The following is a 16,742-nucleotide window of genomic DNA, read 5'->3' on the forward strand; positions in this document are numbered from 1 at the left end:
CTGCATTCGGTAAAAAAGATGGCTATGCAGATCTCACTCTATTCACACAGGTCCGAAACATTTTAAGAATAATTTTGGAGTCAACCTACGAAAATAGATATCTCTATTATTTACTCATAATATTGGAAAGTGAAGACTCCTTTCTCAGAGCTCCTCTTTGATTGCCGCGTCGGCAAGTCGCATCTCTTGAGAGAGCGACTCTTTACCGTGAGCGATTTGATTCCGTGGGATGATATATCGCTTTGAATTCGACTTAATGACAATATCATTCGATCCATTGCCATTATAGTCGGTCAGCGCAACGCTCGTCCCTGCTTGTTCACCAGCTGCAGTGCCAATGATACGGACGTCAGCGTCTGTCAGATCCGTGATTTGACTTGGTTTGATTGGTCCGGTAAAGAGATAGGCGGCGCCAGCCTTTGACCCACCTAGATTACTCTCTGAGACGCCAACAAGGATATCACGAGTACCATCACCAGTGAAGTCACCACGTGCAACTTGCCACCCAGGCCGATCGTCAATGGGAATCTGGCAGCGATCCGGTAACGGTTGGATGGGTTTCTGGAAGTCGTTCTGCTTGTCTCCAACTCGGAAGATACCCCAAAGCCCTGATTCAAGCCGACGACGTTCTTTCGTCTCTTGGTAAATGAAGTCGCCGGTACTATTAGCAACTCCACCGGCACCATCATGCATTTTAAAGCTCAATGCTTTTCCAACACCAAACCGGTCATCAACGCCGATTGGAATGTATCCTCGATTACCCGTTTCTGTGACGGACGTGAATCGATCCCACTGATGGTCTGCAAGATGGAAGGTGATTCCACGTGCTTTGTCTGCAGACATCTGAACACGGAACGTCACCGGATCATTTAGGTAAGCATTCAGCACAGGTGTCGCTGGATCACCGTGAACTTCCGAGCTATATACTTTGTGTTGTCGAGGATCTTTATCAAAGCGGCGGATAAATGGCTCCGCTCTGTTGTTGATCGCTCCGTATCCCTGATCCTCTGGGTCACCCAGTTGGTTACACGGATCGTCTGGATCTATCTCATCTGCATCGAAACCTGGCGGCACGACACATGAATCCGGATTCTTTTCGTTGATGATGTACCGACCATCACTGAACGAAAGCCCAAATTCACGGAAATCTGCCCCATTCGGGTTTTTGACGATCGCATTTGTTCCCGTATTTGCGGGGCCGTTACTACTATCCATATAGGGTTCGCCCGTCACCGGATCGAGCCATGTTGAATCTTGAGGCTCAATCATCAATTTTCCGAAGGCTCCGCGATGACGGTTGCTCCGTAGATCAGCCATATCCCACATAACTGCCGCCTCAAACTCAGTGTCGCCAGACCATCGGTAGGTGATGGTCTCTCCAGGTGGAATTGTTTGATCGTAATTGAACCCAACAGTCGCACCGTCAGATCCGTTGGCATCATATTCGACACCACCAGAATGCAGCGAAATACGTTCTGAACGCTCCCATTGCTGATTGGGTCGCATCTGTGGCTGATCATCATTATTGCCGAGATCATGGGGAAGGTCATTAGTGAGGTTAATTTCAACACAATCACCACGATTCACTCGAATCATCAGCGGTTCTGGCTGTCGACGCCCTGCTTTGATATCCTCAACATGTTCGTCGAGTGCGAAGATGACTCCACACGGATCGTGGTCACCGTAGTCATCAAATTCGATTTCCGTCTGGAAAGCCGTCACGTCGTACGACGTGATAGGGGAATCATCGGAACATGGATTGCCAGGTTCTGGTGCCAATGGCGGCGGATTGCCATTAATACCATCGTTCTGACGTTCATCCTTATCCGGTGGGAACGCCTGGTCATCCTTCTTGTCATACAGCAATTTATCTTTTTGACCATTTTCTTCCCAATTACTGTAGGGCGCAGGATGACCCATCTTCTTCAGCTGTTTATTGCTAATCTTTCCGCTAGGTGTCCCACGATCGGGCAACGGCTGAAGATGGTTGACTTCTGCATCGAAGGTTCGATGCAGTCCCCACATCCCGTTCCAAATATCGTCTATCATGGACGACCCGAACAGGTAATCACGAACCGGAAGTCCGGATGGGTTGTTCATCTCTTCGAAGTCATGGTCTTCTTGCACTTGGAAAGTAAACGCCTCGGACGTCCCAAAGATGTGTGACGTTGACTCTTCAGCAGTAAACCCTTCGGGATCCAGTCCGTTTTCATGGATAAAGAAGTTGTGTTGTTCTTCCCACGCAGCTTGCCATACGTGGAGTCGAAGCGGATCACCAGCGTATGATTCGACGACTGGTGTCTCGGGATCCCCATGGACGTATGAGCTGTGGACATACGCAGGATCACAATCGTCGCGATGGTAGTATGGTGTGTTCCGGAGGTTGATCGCCATCACTCCTGCATTTTCCTGATGCTCTTCTTGTTGAGTTACGAAGTTGCCATCGCGATCAACTAGTTGTGCAAAGTCATGAAACGCAAGTGCTTGTTCGCGGAAATCGTTCCCATTCGGATTCTTGATGATCGCTTGGGTGCCGCTTCGAATTGGTTTTCCTGAATATGGATCTAACCATTCGGAATCACGGGGTTCAATGATAAGCCCACAGAACATGCCGTGCATCACATTCTCGATGCCTGTAATGTGATCGTGGAAGAAAATGGTTCCTTCCTCATCAGCATACCATCGGAAGGTAAGTTCCCCATCAGGGCCTGGATCCGCAGATTGGCTATAGTTGTAGCCTGTTGCTAACGAATCAGACCCTAGCACGTCGAAGGAGACGAAGTGAGGGTGATTTGATGTCGAAACGTCGAATTCGTCTTTTAATGTGACCTCAATACAGTCACCGACATTCGCCCGAATCACCAGAGGTTCAGGATTCATTTCTCCGTTTTTAATTTTCTTTGCGTCCTCTTCGAGTGCAAAAACCATCCCGTCTGGGTCGTGGTCACCCGCATCGTTGTAAGCGATATTTGCTGGAACACCGACGATGGTGTACTCGCGCTTCTCGCCCTCAAAGGCAGGTTCAAACTGGGGATCACAAGGATCAGTGTACGGTGCCCCCGGGAGGATATCGCTGCCTAGTGCTTCTCGCTCCTTGGATGTAGGCTGACGGCCAATCGGACTCGGTGGTTCGGGCGGTTGCTCGCCTTTCTCGCCAGGAATGAAGTCAGGGAAGCCGAGGTCGTCTTCCTGGTTCGGTGGATTATTTCCTGGTAGTGCTTTGAGATGATCTTGAATCTGGTCGTGCACCCGGAAGAGACTCCACATTCCCTCTCCGTAATGAGGAAACAGGTGGCAGTGGAAGAGGTAGTCACCCGTCGAACGGTGGGCACCACCCGCTCCCACTTCAAATGCCTCCTGGGACGTCATATCTGGACGAACACTTGTTTCTGTTTCGACATTACCATGGGCTGCCGTAAGATACGTTTCGTAAGCTGCCCCAAGACCGATCGTTTGTGAATCGATGGTGTCAGATCTCTCGATATCTGGGACTTCTTTCCAACGGTGACCATGCAAGTGGTGTACGTGGTTTTCCTCTAGTGAGGCGCTAACAGCGACGAACTTGGTTGGATCGCCAAGGTAGGCTTCGGGGAAAATATCACCACCTCCGGGATCACCGTGGACCCACGAGTTATAGAAGAACTCATCCTCTGCACAGTCGGGACAGTCTTCACGGAGTCGGTTTCCAGTTGGATCCGCTCGATAGTTGATGGCGTGAGTCGTCTGTGGTTCGTCGCTGTTAGGGAATGTAAGCTGTTCGTCATCACATGTATAGATCCCCTCCGGTGTATGATAGTGGACGACAAATTCACGATAGCTCGTTCCAATGAATTGTGGATCATGGATGATTGCATTGACGCCACTGCGCAGTTTTTCGCCGGTCTCTGGGTCTGTCCATGTTGCGCCCTCCGGTTCAACGACGATTGAACCAAAAAGGCCGCGCGACAGTAGATTTGCCTCTTCGGGTGGTTTGTCACCACTGTCTACCGCGGGGTTTGCTCCATCATAGAAGTAGTGCGTGCCGCGATGACTTGCATGCCATTTATACTCGATAGAGTCACCCGGTGCAACCGTTGTATCGTCATTGTACCCGACGTCTAGCCCATCAGAGGTTTGAACATTGTATGGTAGAGCAGTCTGATGGATTGATGCATGCCGACAGAGATGATTTACAAACTTAATCTCGACAATATCTCCCTTGTTCGCGCGAATCGTCAGCGGTTGAAGAACGGACGTATCGACTTCGGCCTTGTTACACTCTGAATTTTTGTCTTTTCCGCTCTTTTGTTCATCACCTGCCTCTTCATTATCGTCAATGAGTGCAAACGCATCATCCGGCACTTTTCCGGATGCTTTGCGAGCTTCTTCTAGATTTTCCTCAAGGACGTACATCGCCGCATTCGGCTGGTGCAGGCCGTACTTGTTATAGACGATATCGGTCGATATCGCATGAACCGTGAACTGCCGGACTTTACCGCCGTTAGTAGGTTCATCTGGAACCTCCTTAGGCTCGTCCTCTTCTAACATCGAATCAGTTAAGCCGGCTCTGTTGAGTACGGTACTCGTTGCAAGAGCGCCGCCCGCCATGAACGACCGTCGTGACGTCGCCAACGAGTTTTCTGATAGTGCACTATTCTGTTCCTTATCTCTCGTCGTTGTATTTTCGCTCGACATCTACGATTCAGGCTAATTATTGCCTACCCTATTGTTATAGCCAACCTGAAACATAGAATGAGAACTCTAACTATCTGTCCATTCTTCCGAGAAGGATAGTAGCTCCAATGTAATATCAAAAAATATGAGTATTCGTTCAAACCAAAAGCTAGTGAAGGAAGCCAACTCTTCCTAATAATCGTTTGTTACCGCCATTTTGATTACTTTTTCTGGTGAGAAGGACAGAAATTGTTTTACTATTTATAACAAAAATGAAAATAAAATAATTACTTACTAATAGTAAAATAAATTTATTCTGATTATAGAAACTAAAATTCTGTTATTTACGACGAGGATACAGCGCCGTCATTATTTTGCTTGCACGTGAGATGACAATCTTGCAGGCTCACGGAATCGAGACATTCGCGTTGACAACGTCTACAGATATACAGCGAAAGTGCCTCGGAGCTTGACTTCGAGGATAAATTATATAGTTGAGACGTGGATTAAAGACCTTAATTCGAGGCAACTGCCGGCAGTTGCGAGGAATGCGGCAACTCTCAACACCTACGTCAAGGACATGGTGAGACGGATGTTGTCGGGGTGTGGTGGAGCAGCCGTCCCTCACGGACACACCAGATGTTCGGGTGTTACTTCCAGACGATCCATTACGAGGAGTTCGAGGGGAATTAAATCTGCCTGTGGCTATACGGCTCGTTTTTAGGGCTACCGCTAAAACAGCGAAGCCGCGGGGGCTTACCCCTGCGGTACTTCACACAATATATAAGGAACGGGTCGAAGTCAACGGCCACGAAGTCGTGGACGGCAATGTGCGTCCAATCAGTAACGGTGCGCACGACCACATCCGGTTGAAAGATGAAAAAGATCCGGGACGGAAGTCGGCCTCCTCAAGTGGAAAACACTAACCAAATAATCGGTCAATCACGTATCGATAGTCTGGCTTCGAACTCAAGAGTACGAGTGCTCCACCTGTTGTCCCACTCTCAAAAATTGGTGAGATTCTAATTCGAATGCACTGGGGCATTCTGGACGGTGCGAACCCAAAGCACATCGCGATGAAAAAGAACCGACCAGCAAGTAGAGCTCACTGGTTTCGGTATCGAAACACCAAATGACCCGTTGGGGTGGGAGGAGCCATTAAATGTGATTCAGGCAGTCAATAACTATGCACCAAAACATTGTACTAAACATGCTCACAGCTAGTGAGCCCTCAGAAGAAATGAGGCAAGGTGATGTAGCGAGACTGAGAGCTCTGGGCTTGGTTGGTTCCCGAGCAACGTTGTACCACACTCTTCGCGAAAGACATGTTCTACATCACCACTCCTTTGCATGTGCTAATATCCGTTAGCTCTACCTTGACAACAAGTGAACTGTCCTTCTGACGTTCGCGGGTTCCTGTTTCAATGACGCGCTTTGCAAATACGGGTGTATCTACAGATATACAGCAACAGTGCCTCGGAGCTTGACCCCGAGGCGGTTCACAGAAAGCACAGTCTCCACAGGCATTGATTCGAACCGTCTTAACGCAGTGGATGTTGCTTTTACAAACATAAAACGTTGTGAAATTGCCGTACAATCGCTGAACGACTTTGAAGCACCTTCTAGTAAGCGTTTTCCCTACTTCTTAACACTCAACAAGCGTTTCTATTCGGAAGATGCAAATGTATCAGCGTTTCAGTTGAGTCAGTGGAGAAAGTGGTTGTAGACCTGTCTCTAGGTATCGACGGTTTATCTGTCATCAGTGAGAGAATCACACCATTTACGGCGGGCAGGATGTCACGCTAATCGCTTTTCAACGTCAGCAGTTGAATTCAATCCCTGTAGTTGTAATTCATCTACAAGCGATCTACGATGTGCTCATTGAGTTTTACTTTGGTAAATCGAGAGAAACTCAAGCAAATACAAAAATGAGTTTGTACGTCGACGACTACTGAATTTCCGCATGTATTTTACTCTGTTCTGCAGACTCTACAGTTCTCTCGGTTCCAAAGATGGATGTCGATACTGAATATGGTTTCATCTCCGTCTGATCAATCCATTCTCTAATATCGTTAAATCTCAACTTATGTCTCCAGGACAATTCCGGACATGAATTCTGATCGGAAAACAACAACTCATCGAAGTTATATTGTTTATATATTTCATCTCTATCGGGCCAGGCTAGCTCAACTGTCCGACCAACTGGAATTCGTCGGTGAAGGAACTGATCAATATTGTTGAAAATCTGTGAGTTATATGGTTTGTCAGGTGGGCGATAGCGGAGCAGATTCGAATCAAGCTGGTGAATGGCTTTCATGAACGTTTTTGAGTTGCGAACTGATGGCGGCGCCTGTAGGTGCCACTCTAATAGTTCAATATCTGCAGCAACAAATGCCTCACAATATGAATCAGCGAGATGTGTCCGAAATGGGAGCGTCGGTTGGTTCTTAATCATGAACAAATCCATTGCATTATGGATCGAATCTGTCCGTTTCCAGCACCTCTTAAATTCCTCTTGAAGACTCTCTCTAAGCCATATCTCTGGGGCGTCCACATAGTCATACGGGAAAAGCTCGAGCATTTGTTCCATCACGCGGTGGCGACTGGTGGGATTATAACCAAGTGTCTCAAGCAGGAATTCGATAGGCTTCGGTTCGGACTCTAACCAGGGAAGTGGCGCGCTAACACTGCCAACCTCAAAGGACGCATTTTGAAGAAAATGCCCTTTAAATAAGGTATCGAAGAGAAGTCCATGATACATTGTATCTGCATTTATTTCAGGGTTATATCCAGCATGATGAATATGGAGCGACTCCTTGATTCCTTGTGAGTGCCGAACTTTAGTAGCGTCTGGAAGCAGATATCGTTCATCTGGATCAAAGGCAGTGTGATCAGCGTCGTACTGTTCCGCTAATTGCCTGGCGATCCGAACTTCCTGACTGCCAGGTGTTCCGATAGTATAACATCGTTCAATATCTGGGACCTGTGAGAGGAGTACTCGTGCGTCTGAACCCGCTGAAAGGAGTAGCCCTTTTTGACTTGGGTAGTTGGCTCTGCGTTCTAGCGCTCGCTTTAAGCGAGCCGCCAGCTCATCGATATAATTGAATGACCGAGGATCATACGTGAATCTAGAGAGAGTAGTACTGGTTGCAGGGGTCAGATACCCGTCGAAGGGAACTCGATGCAACTGCTCAAAGCATGTTCGATTTCCGAAAACAGTTCCTATTTGGAGGAATTCATGGAGAGATCGCTGATGGAGCCGTGGCTCAGTAATCGTTTGTGCGACAGTCGCAGCATCGGTTCCGAATACTCGTGTCCCAACGGCATCAGTATAGTAACATTCCCACGACCGAATCTGATCAGTTAGGACAATCGCTTTTCCATTAAATTCGACGACTGCTACATACGATCCATTGAGTTTTGAAAACGAATCAATGCCATTGGAAATTGATTCTTCAAAAAGCCAATGAGCCATGTTCTCAAAACGGTCTTTTTCGGTTTGACCTTGCACTTCTCCCCAAATAACACAGATACCATTATCGCACGTGTACGCTGTACTCCGCGCGCGTTGCCCCAAATATGGATCCCTCATACCTACGGTTACTTTGTCTCCACTATATATAGCATCAAATTCGTCTTCCGATCGTAATTCAGCAAACTCGGTTCGTGATCCAAAAAGGCCGAATAGTTCTTTTTGCATCTGTTAACACCTCCAGCTACAGTTTTGAGTAAGGGATTTGTTTGCCACATACTCCATCATCCAAATCGCAGATAACGATTTCCGTGTTATAATGAGACTATTCGTGATCTTAGCGTTGCTTACTTGCTTGTCTACCATTACAAGATAAGGTATACCAATAATTATTTTGTTATTCACTTCTTGAATTCTAGAAAGCAAGTGTTACCTAAACCACAATAAATAAACAATTATATATAACTAGTATGATTTAAATATTTATGCATTAGCATGGTATATCTCAAACCACAAAATAATCGTTTTGGCTGTTTTGGTATCCTTCTCGCTCTTCACTCACCAATATAGGGGTGGTTCACACCGATTCAACGCTTGTGGAGACTGCGCTTCCTGGATCACCGTCGTATTTGTACAATACATCATTGATACCGAAATTCTATCGTTAGGTTAAGAGAAAGCAAAATATAATGTAATCATGGCTCATATTCTTCTACCTTGTTTTAAAACTATCACACGATAAATAGTACGTTGTACATACTTATTATCTCTACCGTATTCGTACATTTATGCCTAATTCAATTTCGTTCAAGAACACGGCTCAGAAGAACGCACGGATTAACGATCAAATGTATACTCACCAGTACCGGTTTGAATACGATGCTACTGGTGAGACCACACTCGAACTGTGTATCAGTGATATCCTTTCATTCATCACTGATTCTCCACGGGACGAAGCGGAATCCATAGTTCGCCAACAGTGCCAGATCAGCATTGACAACCATTTTTCGATGCTTGACCAAGTCGAAAAGCCACAATTCGATTTCTGGATTGATTGCCTGCACATTACGGTGAAGTACAATGGAGAGATATTGGTTCGAAAGAGTCAAACTCCACAAGAGGAACCCCAGAAATCTGACGAGGTAACTGGACAGAGTCAAGAAGAGTGAATTATTCTGCCCTCGAGAGTGAACGCATCTCGCGGTCAAGCCGCGGGCTTTACTTCTACGACGTGCTTTGCATCCACCCGTCCCGAATGATGAACGAACGCAGGGAGCACAGTCTGCACAGGCGTTGATTCGGACCGTCCCGGCCCTACATGAAGAGATAGTTTGTTGAGTCCCCTGTCGAGGATGTTCTTTGCCGCGTTTAAGTTCCGGTCTTCAGTGTGCCCACAAGACGGACACGAGTGTTCGCGCACCCACTGCGGCTTGCTGGTTTCAACACCGCATTGGTTGCACTCTTTCGTGGTTCCGCGAGCGTCTACTCGAACCATGTGCGTACCGTACAGGTTGCCTTTGTATTCCAGCAAATCGAGGAACCGGGACCATGCGGTGTCCTGCTTGTTCTTTGCCGACTGACTGGTTTCGAGCATCGGCTTCACATCCAAGTCTTCGACCGCTACTACATCGTACGCTTTAACCAGCCACGTCGAAAGTTTGTGCTGAAAGTCAAGCACCTTCCACCGAATTCGCCGTTTCGCTCGTGCGACGTTCTGGCGTTGGTTCTCCCAGTTGGCCGACTTGTGCTCCTTTCGGTCGAGTGACCGCTGTTCGCGGGCGTACTGGTCGTACTCCGATTTGAGGTCCAAACACTCTACTGAAAGGTCCTCGGACATATGTATGTACGACTGGATGCCGAGGTCCACGCCGATACAGTCGGCACGGTCGATGTCCGTCGGGATTAGATGGACGACCGACACACTACCTGAATGTGGACATCACTGTTAGAGTAATAATTTCAATCTCAGAATTAAGAATGAACAACGCCAGGTGACTACAACGGTGGACTGCGTCAAAACCACTGTCTCAAATTTATCTCAGCTCTTTTCGGGCAATACATCGGTGTGAGCGAGAGATTTCTAACGCCGTTCACAGAGAGATCATTCGAAACACCGGAAATAGCTATCCACTTACTGTCTCGAATTTGTAAGAAACGTCACCATCTGAATAGAGATGCGATGTCTCACACGGTGCACCTTTTACATCGACATCTAAAAACTCGGTAACAAGCAGATCCTCACCTTCCTCATAGACTAGGGTTACTGTTTTTGGTGTTCGATTCCCTGGCAAATCGACTTGTATAACACCATTCTCATTAACAACTGTTTCAACTTCTATCTGGCTTTCATCCTCAAACACAACAAACACAAGTACTGTCTTGTCTGCTGAAAGTGACCCTTCAGCCAAATTTTTGGTGAAGAAGCTGATTTGGTCACAAGCAACCCTGATTTGGTCGCCAGCGGAATTATCATTTTGAGAGCGAGATGGTGTGCGATGTTCGTCGACCCCGGTAATGGATGTGCCACTCACTGCAATTCCTTCTAGACAGCTCCGGCGATTGGTATTCTCCTTATTATCGAGGTGTTTTCTCTGCATACAAGACAATCATAATGAGGCTACCCTATTGTTATGTAGTGCCTGATAATAGTAATTGCTGCCTGTACATTTCGAATTCGTCACAGTAGATGTTTTTGAGCTATAAATCGGTGCAAATATCGTACTAATCACCAGTCTATTCGATAGTGTAGGATTTGAACGAACGGGGGTGGATTCGAACCACCGGGGCCACAGAGTGGCCGCCATCAACATTGTGTTGATGGTGCTTTTACCACCGAGCAACCCGTTCTTTCCCCGGAAACCCAGTAGCACAGTCGAAATGGGAGTGTTAGTCATAACACACCCATCTGAATTGAAGTCTGACTTCAGATTCGACACGCAACAACTGAACTCGAGCGACGCAAGTACATATCCTGGGAATGCTCTTGCGACGCTCGCAACTCATTCATTGGCTGCATTATATATTGTTATACAGTTCTTTCTGTTGCTAATTGAACATGAATACACTACGCTGAGGATCATAGCTCGTCTGTTGAACAAGGTTCTCGCTGAATACGTAGTAGTACAGTAGTTCTCAGAGCTAGGGTGATAACCTCTCCTAAAGGGAGTGGTTTCCCAAAGTGGATAGTAAGCGTCTTTAGCAGCCCTACGAAACCGCTCTCAACTACTCTAGATATATTTATAAATATATCTCCATTAGAAAATCTTATATTAACATAAGTATACATGAGTGATGCGTGAGACGAGTTACAAAATCATTTGATATAATAATAGAATATTCCTACAAAGACTCTTTATAACACTGTAGGAAGCTTATAACAATAACAATTAGTGTAGTGTGTAAAGCTGTGAGAGACAATGAAACGAAGTAACAAACTATCAACAAGCAATATGCGTTCTAAAGGTGGGTCCCATGAGTGTTAACTCAAAAACCGATTCTACGATCTCACAAACAGAGTTAGCAGTCAGATTAGACGACAGCGAGCAGACGATCGAAAAGGACGACCTTTTCCACCTACTACAGGCAAGCCGTCGTCGTTCTGCACTCATTTATCTCCGAGAGCGGAACGAACCCGTATCACTCGGAGAACTGGCTGAACACGTTGCTGCATGGGAAAACAACAAATCCACGGCCGAATTGGTCTCAAAGGAGCGTCAAAATGTTTATATTTCACTGTATCAGTGTCATCTCGATAAGCTTGCAGAACATGGTATTATAGCGTTTAATAAAGATCGTGGGCTCATCACTCGGCTTGAAAAAGCATCTCAATTAGATCCGTATTTGGAAGTGGAAAATAATCGCCTCACTTCTCTAAGCGAATCACAACCAAACGATGTGGGTTCGAAATCAATCGTCCAAAAAATATTGAGTGTTTTACGGGAGATTCGAGGAGAAAGCCCCGTCCTTGAGGGCGGGGATGAATCCGACAAAGTACCCAGCAACCGCCGCCGATAACAGGGCCGGATATTCCACGGGTTGTTTCACTTCACTCCGCACTACGTAGATATAAGTATTTGTGGTGACATAGGTTACGTATGGCGAAACAGGTCGTTATGCGAACCTATCGCGCCCGTATCTGCAACTACTCGCAGGTGCGCAACGACCTCGATTCGCTCGGATTCGCCGCCAGCAAGCTCTGGAACGTTGGCCGATGGACGGCCCAACGAGTCTGGGACGAATGCGGCCAGATTCCCGACGCTAACGCGCTCATGGCGTACCTCAAGAACCACGAACGTTACGCCGACCTCCATTCTCAGTCGAGTCAACGAGTTCTTCAAGAACTCGGTGAGGCGTTCGAAAGTTGGTACGGCAAGCGCCGAAACGGGAACACGAACGCGAATCCGCCCGGCTACCGCAAACACAACGACGACCACCCACGGTCAACGATCACGTTCAAAGCCGCTGGCTTCAAACACGACACGCACAACAACCGGATTCGTCTCTCGAAAGGTAAGAACCTCAAAGAGGATTGATCGGACTTCGTTCTGTGCGAGTACGATGCCATCGGCCCGTCCGAGAGGACTATTGAGAACGTTCAGCAGGTTCGTGCGGTGTACGAACATGGCATCTGGCGGTTGCACTTCGTCTGTCGCGTCTCGATTGACGATGCTGAATTGCCCGATGACGGCGTGGCAGGCATCGACCTTGGTATCTGCAACCTCGCCACCATCTCGTACGGCGACGAATCAGTGTTGTATCCTGGTGGAGCGCTCAAAGAGGACGAATACTACTTCGCCAAGAAGCGCGCCGAAACGGACGATTCGGCGTCACGCAAAGCCCGTCGTCTCGACCGAAAGCGTACCGATCGTCGGACACACTTCTTGCACACACTCTCGAAGGATATCGTATCCGAGTGTTCCAAAAGGGGTGTCGGAACGATTGTTGTTGGTGACCTCGGTGGCATCCGCGAGGACGAGAACGGCGACGCTCGCAACTGGGGTAAGCACGGCAATCTCGACTTGCACGGCTGGGCGTTCGACCGCTCCACGTCGATGCTCGACTACAAGGCCGAAGAATGCGGTATTGCAGTCGTCACGAAGTCCGAACGCAATACGTCGAAAACGTGTTCAGAGTGTGGTCGGTCTGACGACCGCCAGCGCGTCCAGCGAGGCTTGTACGTCTGTGAGTGTGGGTTGGTTGCGAACGCCGATAGTAATGGTGCGGAGAACATCAGACAAAAAGTACTCCCGAATCTCGCCTGTGATGGCGGCGATAGGGATAACGGCTGGTTGGCACAGCCAGCGGTGCGCTTGTTCGATTGTAGCGAGGGTCGGTTCGCCCCGCGAGAACAGGTCGTCAACCGCGAACCGTAATATCCCAACTCGGGGGAATCCTCGCGCTTTAGCGCGGGGAGGATGTCAACAGGATACAGGCGCTAAGGTCCCTTCTTTAACGAACGAGCAACACGAGTGAGTAGAGAGAATACAGCGTTCACACAAGCAGAGCGCTTGTGCACAAACGAGACCGCGAAGCATTTCGTCAACACCGTCATTGGCTTTCATACACGTTTCTGTTGCCAAACCAGTGATGTATTCCTCTTGTTCATGACCTTCAGTTATCACAGAGGATGGTTGTACTGTGGCTGCTAATGTATTCCTATAATCAGAAAATCATACAGATGACGCTCTTCAAACAATTCAGTTCGATCTATACCTCTCTTGTGAACGCTGTATCCGTGCTCCTCCGCTCATTCCATGGAGAAAGAGGCTTAGCGCCTGCAATTCAGCTAATATACCTAATTTCGCAAATCGTCGTCAACGTCTCCTCCAAAGAGCGTCGCTAATATCAATAGAATACCAAATCCGATGCCAGACATCTTCACCATCGTATATATTTTTTTATAGATGGTCTGTATGAAGAGGACGTTTCTTTCCCAAAGAGCACCCTCTTTTCCTAGGTTCACGTGGAAACTGCGACTAACACTCATTTTCATCATCCTCCTCTGATTCTTTCACAAGATCAATTGAAAGCGTACCAGAACCGGTTACATCGATGACCGAATTCGACGTTGCATGGATATCTGCACAGAAAGAGACATCAAGTTCTTTGACAGCACAAAGCTGATCGCGGAGTTCTCCATCTGGGTAGTTTGCCGTATGTACATTTATGTACGCGTTGTTCGCTTTAATCTCGGCGAGGAGCGTAGCGATTTCCTTGCCTTCACAGGGTCCGACAAGATCGTCGGCAGTAAGTGTTCCAACTGCTACGGCATTGTTTTGGACAACCGTTTGGTGTGCGTCAGCTTGTTCACCGAGGAGATGTGCAATAACTGGCCCATTTTCACCTGGGCCACCTTGGTGAATATGAGCCGCACCAATTTGTGATGTTGTATTGATCGCCACGAGTGCATAGTCAAGACGGGTCTTGTCTGGGCTGCCCCGGAAAACAGCGAGTCCATAACCATCACTTTCGACAGATGAGACTTCGTTTTCTCCCAGGAGGACGTCAGTACTGAACAGTTTCCCCGGTATTTGAACGCTTCCTTGATCTCTCAATTGCTTTTGGTTTGTCTCATTCACCTGCGTGATGTCCGCGTTTGCAGTCGCAGGAGTAGCGGTAAGTCCAGCGATTGCTGCAACACCGGTTCCGAGCACTTGCATACTTTGTCGCTTATCTGTATCAATCATGAGTCTCTCCTATTTGGATCCACTTCGTACCGAATTCACTTTCGTCGGCTTGAAGCTAAATAAACAAACAAGATTCTAATGGAAAGGTATGGTCTCGTTAATAGCAAGCCATACTCAGAAATGGGAGATTAACTTAAAAATAACGCATTGTTCTTGAATTATAATCTCTATTCAATATTTCATATATTGTAATTTATAATTCTAAGCACTGTGAAAATCTTATTGTCTATAGATGAACAAGGCGAGTGCCTCGGAGCCTGACCCCGAGGCGGTTCACACTAAGGTGACATCCTCTCCGCCGTCAACGGCTGGATTCTCTCGCCATTTAAAGACAGACCGAGTCAAGATTAAGAGTCTGGTAATGTAGGGTACGATTCCAGAACAAAGAAATTTGAATAGTAGATATACCGATATGCAAGTGTAGATCCAGATGGATAGGTAGCAGTGTACAGCTTTCCGTCTGCTACGACTGGGGTTCCAGCAGCAGGCGGATTTTCGGGCGATGTTTCAAGATCAGTACTGTCAAGTAGATACGCCCATTTTTGCTCACCAGTTTGTAGATCGATCGCATAAATGACGGCTTGACCATCCCAGCGGTTCGATCCCGGTACCGACCGACCACCAACGTATATTGTCTCATTGGCGATGGTTGGACTGCTAAAGTATGTTCCATTCACACGTTGTGTCCATACAACTGCCCCTGTCTCCGCATCAAGCGCTTTTATGATTGAGTCTTCATCATTTGTATTGAGTAATACTACGTGTCCACCTGCGATTGCGAGCCGTCCGTCCCACTCATTGCTCATATTGGATTCGTAGGCCCACTGAGTCGTTCCATCGTCTATTGACCGGGCTGTTACGCTTACACTGTCATCGTCTCCAACAACACGTTCAGTTCGAATGTAGTAGACCATATCATCAGTGGCGGCATGGTTTCCGAGTGTAAATTGGTCGTGATCTATGCACCACTTCATTGACCCATTTTCTGCATTTAAGGCAGTTCCGTCGCCAAAAAAGATGGTACTATCGCTATAGCTTAAGGCGCCACCGACACCATCTGCAATCCCACCGACTCCGTCTGTTTTCCAAATGGTCTCTCCTGTCGTTCGGTTGAGTGCATACGCACCGTTTTCATTCGAGGTATACACTCGTTGTTCTGTAACGATTGGGGCAGCCCACTCTTGGACAACTGTTCGATTCCACTCGATTTTCCCGTTTTCGGCATCTAAGGCGTACAATCCGCCTCGATCGGCGTCTGGAGTTGACGGAATTTTCGTAGCGAAGTAAATTCTTCCGTCACTGACTACAGGTGTCCGCGGTGCAGGAAGGTCGGCTCGCTTCCATCGTTGGTTGCCTGTTTTACTATTGTACGCCCCGACAAACCCCTCGCTTTTTGAGGGGTCATTGGCCGTCGATACGGCGAGATAGGCAGTCTCGTCGACAACTATCGGTTCCGTATTGTACATGCTGCCGCCCAAATCCATTTTCCAATCGGTTTTCGCGTACGGTGTCGGGCCATTATCGGTAATAGCGGCTGTTCGTCCTGGAGTTGCCCGAAGCCCTGCCCAACTGTTGGATTGTTTCCAGTCGTGATCACTGTCCGAATCTCGGCTAGCAGCAATGGCGCTGTCACAACTCGCCACACTCACTGCAACGCCGACTGTTTTTAAAAACGTTCGACGGGTATTTCGAATACTCGATGCGTGTGATTTATCGACCATTATCATACTTAAATTATTAAACTGAGATATTGTTATGCTCTGCTTGAAGATGGAATTCCATCTTCAGGGGCTATATAACAATGATGTTTTAACAATTAAAAGAATCTATGTACAGGAGAAAAATTATCAATACAACACTGAACATAGCTGATGCAGTAATTCTACCATGGAAAACACACTATTCGAATCAACAGAATAGAAGTTCACAAA

General features: G+C 47.4%; 7 protein-coding genes and 1 pseudogene. 2 read left to right on the top strand and 6 right to left on the bottom strand.

What is annotated here, in order from left to right; genetic code table 11:
- Positions 1-144 precede the first annotated feature (144 nt).
- From LIX15_RS25020 to LIX15_RS25035, 4 genes are all read right to left on the bottom strand, one after another.
- Positions 145-4,587 (bottom strand): multicopper oxidase domain-containing protein, encoded by a 4,443-nt coding sequence (locus tag LIX15_RS25020; protein ID WP_227777621.1) that lies wholly within the window; start codon positions 4,585-4,587, stop codon positions 145-147.
- Between the two features lie 2,014 nt (positions 4,588-6,601).
- The gene (locus tag LIX15_RS25025; protein ID WP_227777622.1) at positions 6,602-8,353 is read right to left on the bottom strand and encodes an asparagine synthetase B family protein; all 1,752 of its coding nucleotides are present in this window, start codon (positions 8,351-8,353) and stop codon (positions 6,602-6,604) included.
- A 976-nt stretch (positions 8,354-9,329) separates the two neighbouring features.
- Positions 9,330-10,046 carry an RNA-guided endonuclease InsQ/TnpB family protein gene (locus LIX15_RS25030; RefSeq protein WP_390185252.1) on the bottom strand — a complete coding sequence of 239 codons (717 nt, stop codon included), beginning with the start codon at positions 10,044-10,046 and terminating at the stop codon, positions 9,330-9,332.
- A 202-nt stretch (positions 10,047-10,248) separates the two neighbouring features.
- A complete protein-coding gene (locus tag LIX15_RS25035) occupies positions 10,249-10,656 on the bottom strand; it encodes a hypothetical protein (protein ID WP_227777623.1) in 408 nt (135 codons plus the stop codon).
- A 940-nt stretch (positions 10,657-11,596) separates the two neighbouring features.
- Here LIX15_RS25035 and LIX15_RS25040 point away from each other — a divergent pair.
- Together LIX15_RS25040 and LIX15_RS25045 are read left to right on the top strand one after the other, a co-directional pair.
- Complete coding sequence (locus LIX15_RS25040) at positions 11,597-12,139, top strand: DUF7344 domain-containing protein (RefSeq protein WP_227777624.1); 543 nt, start codon at positions 11,597-11,599, stop codon at positions 12,137-12,139.
- Between the two features lie 80 nt (positions 12,140-12,219).
- Positions 12,220-13,497 (top strand): annotated as a pseudogene (locus LIX15_RS25045) (RNA-guided endonuclease InsQ/TnpB family protein).
- Positions 13,498-14,100: 603 nt separating this feature from the next.
- Here LIX15_RS25045 and LIX15_RS25050 read toward each other — a convergent pair.
- Together LIX15_RS25050 and LIX15_RS25055 are read right to left on the bottom strand one after the other, a co-directional pair.
- Entirely contained in the window at positions 14,101-14,811 is a 711-nt protein-coding gene (locus LIX15_RS25050) for a CHRD domain-containing protein (RefSeq protein WP_227777625.1), read from the bottom strand.
- 347 nt (positions 14,812-15,158) lie between these two features.
- Entirely contained in the window at positions 15,159-16,532 is a 1,374-nt protein-coding gene (locus tag LIX15_RS25055; RefSeq protein ID WP_227777626.1) for an outer membrane protein assembly factor BamB family protein, read from the bottom strand.
- Positions 16,533-16,742: the final 210 nt, after the last annotated feature.

Source organism: Haladaptatus pallidirubidus (assembly GCF_020700235.1).
Taxonomy (GTDB): Archaea; Halobacteriota; Halobacteria; order Halobacteriales; family Haladaptataceae; genus Haladaptatus; species Haladaptatus pallidirubidus.

Bases quoted from the DNA above. Each gene is read 5' to 3' on its own strand.
- LIX15_RS25020 (WP_227777621.1), bottom strand. From the start codon at position 4,587: ATGGCGGGCGGCGCTCTTGCAACGAGTACCGTACTCAACAGAGCCGGC.
- LIX15_RS25025 (WP_227777622.1), bottom strand. From the start codon at position 8,353: ATGCAAAAAGAACTATTCGGCCTTTTTGGATCACGAACCGAGTTTGCT.
- LIX15_RS25040 (WP_227777624.1), top strand. From the start codon at position 11,597: ATGAGTGTTAACTCAAAAACCGATTCTACGATCTCACAAACAGAGTTA.
- LIX15_RS25050 (WP_227777625.1), bottom strand. From the start codon at position 14,811: ATGATTGATACAGATAAGCGACAAAGTATGCAAGTGCTCGGAACCGGT.
- LIX15_RS25055 (WP_227777626.1), bottom strand. From the start codon at position 16,532: ATGGTCGATAAATCACACGCATCGAGTATTCGAAATACCCGTCGAACG.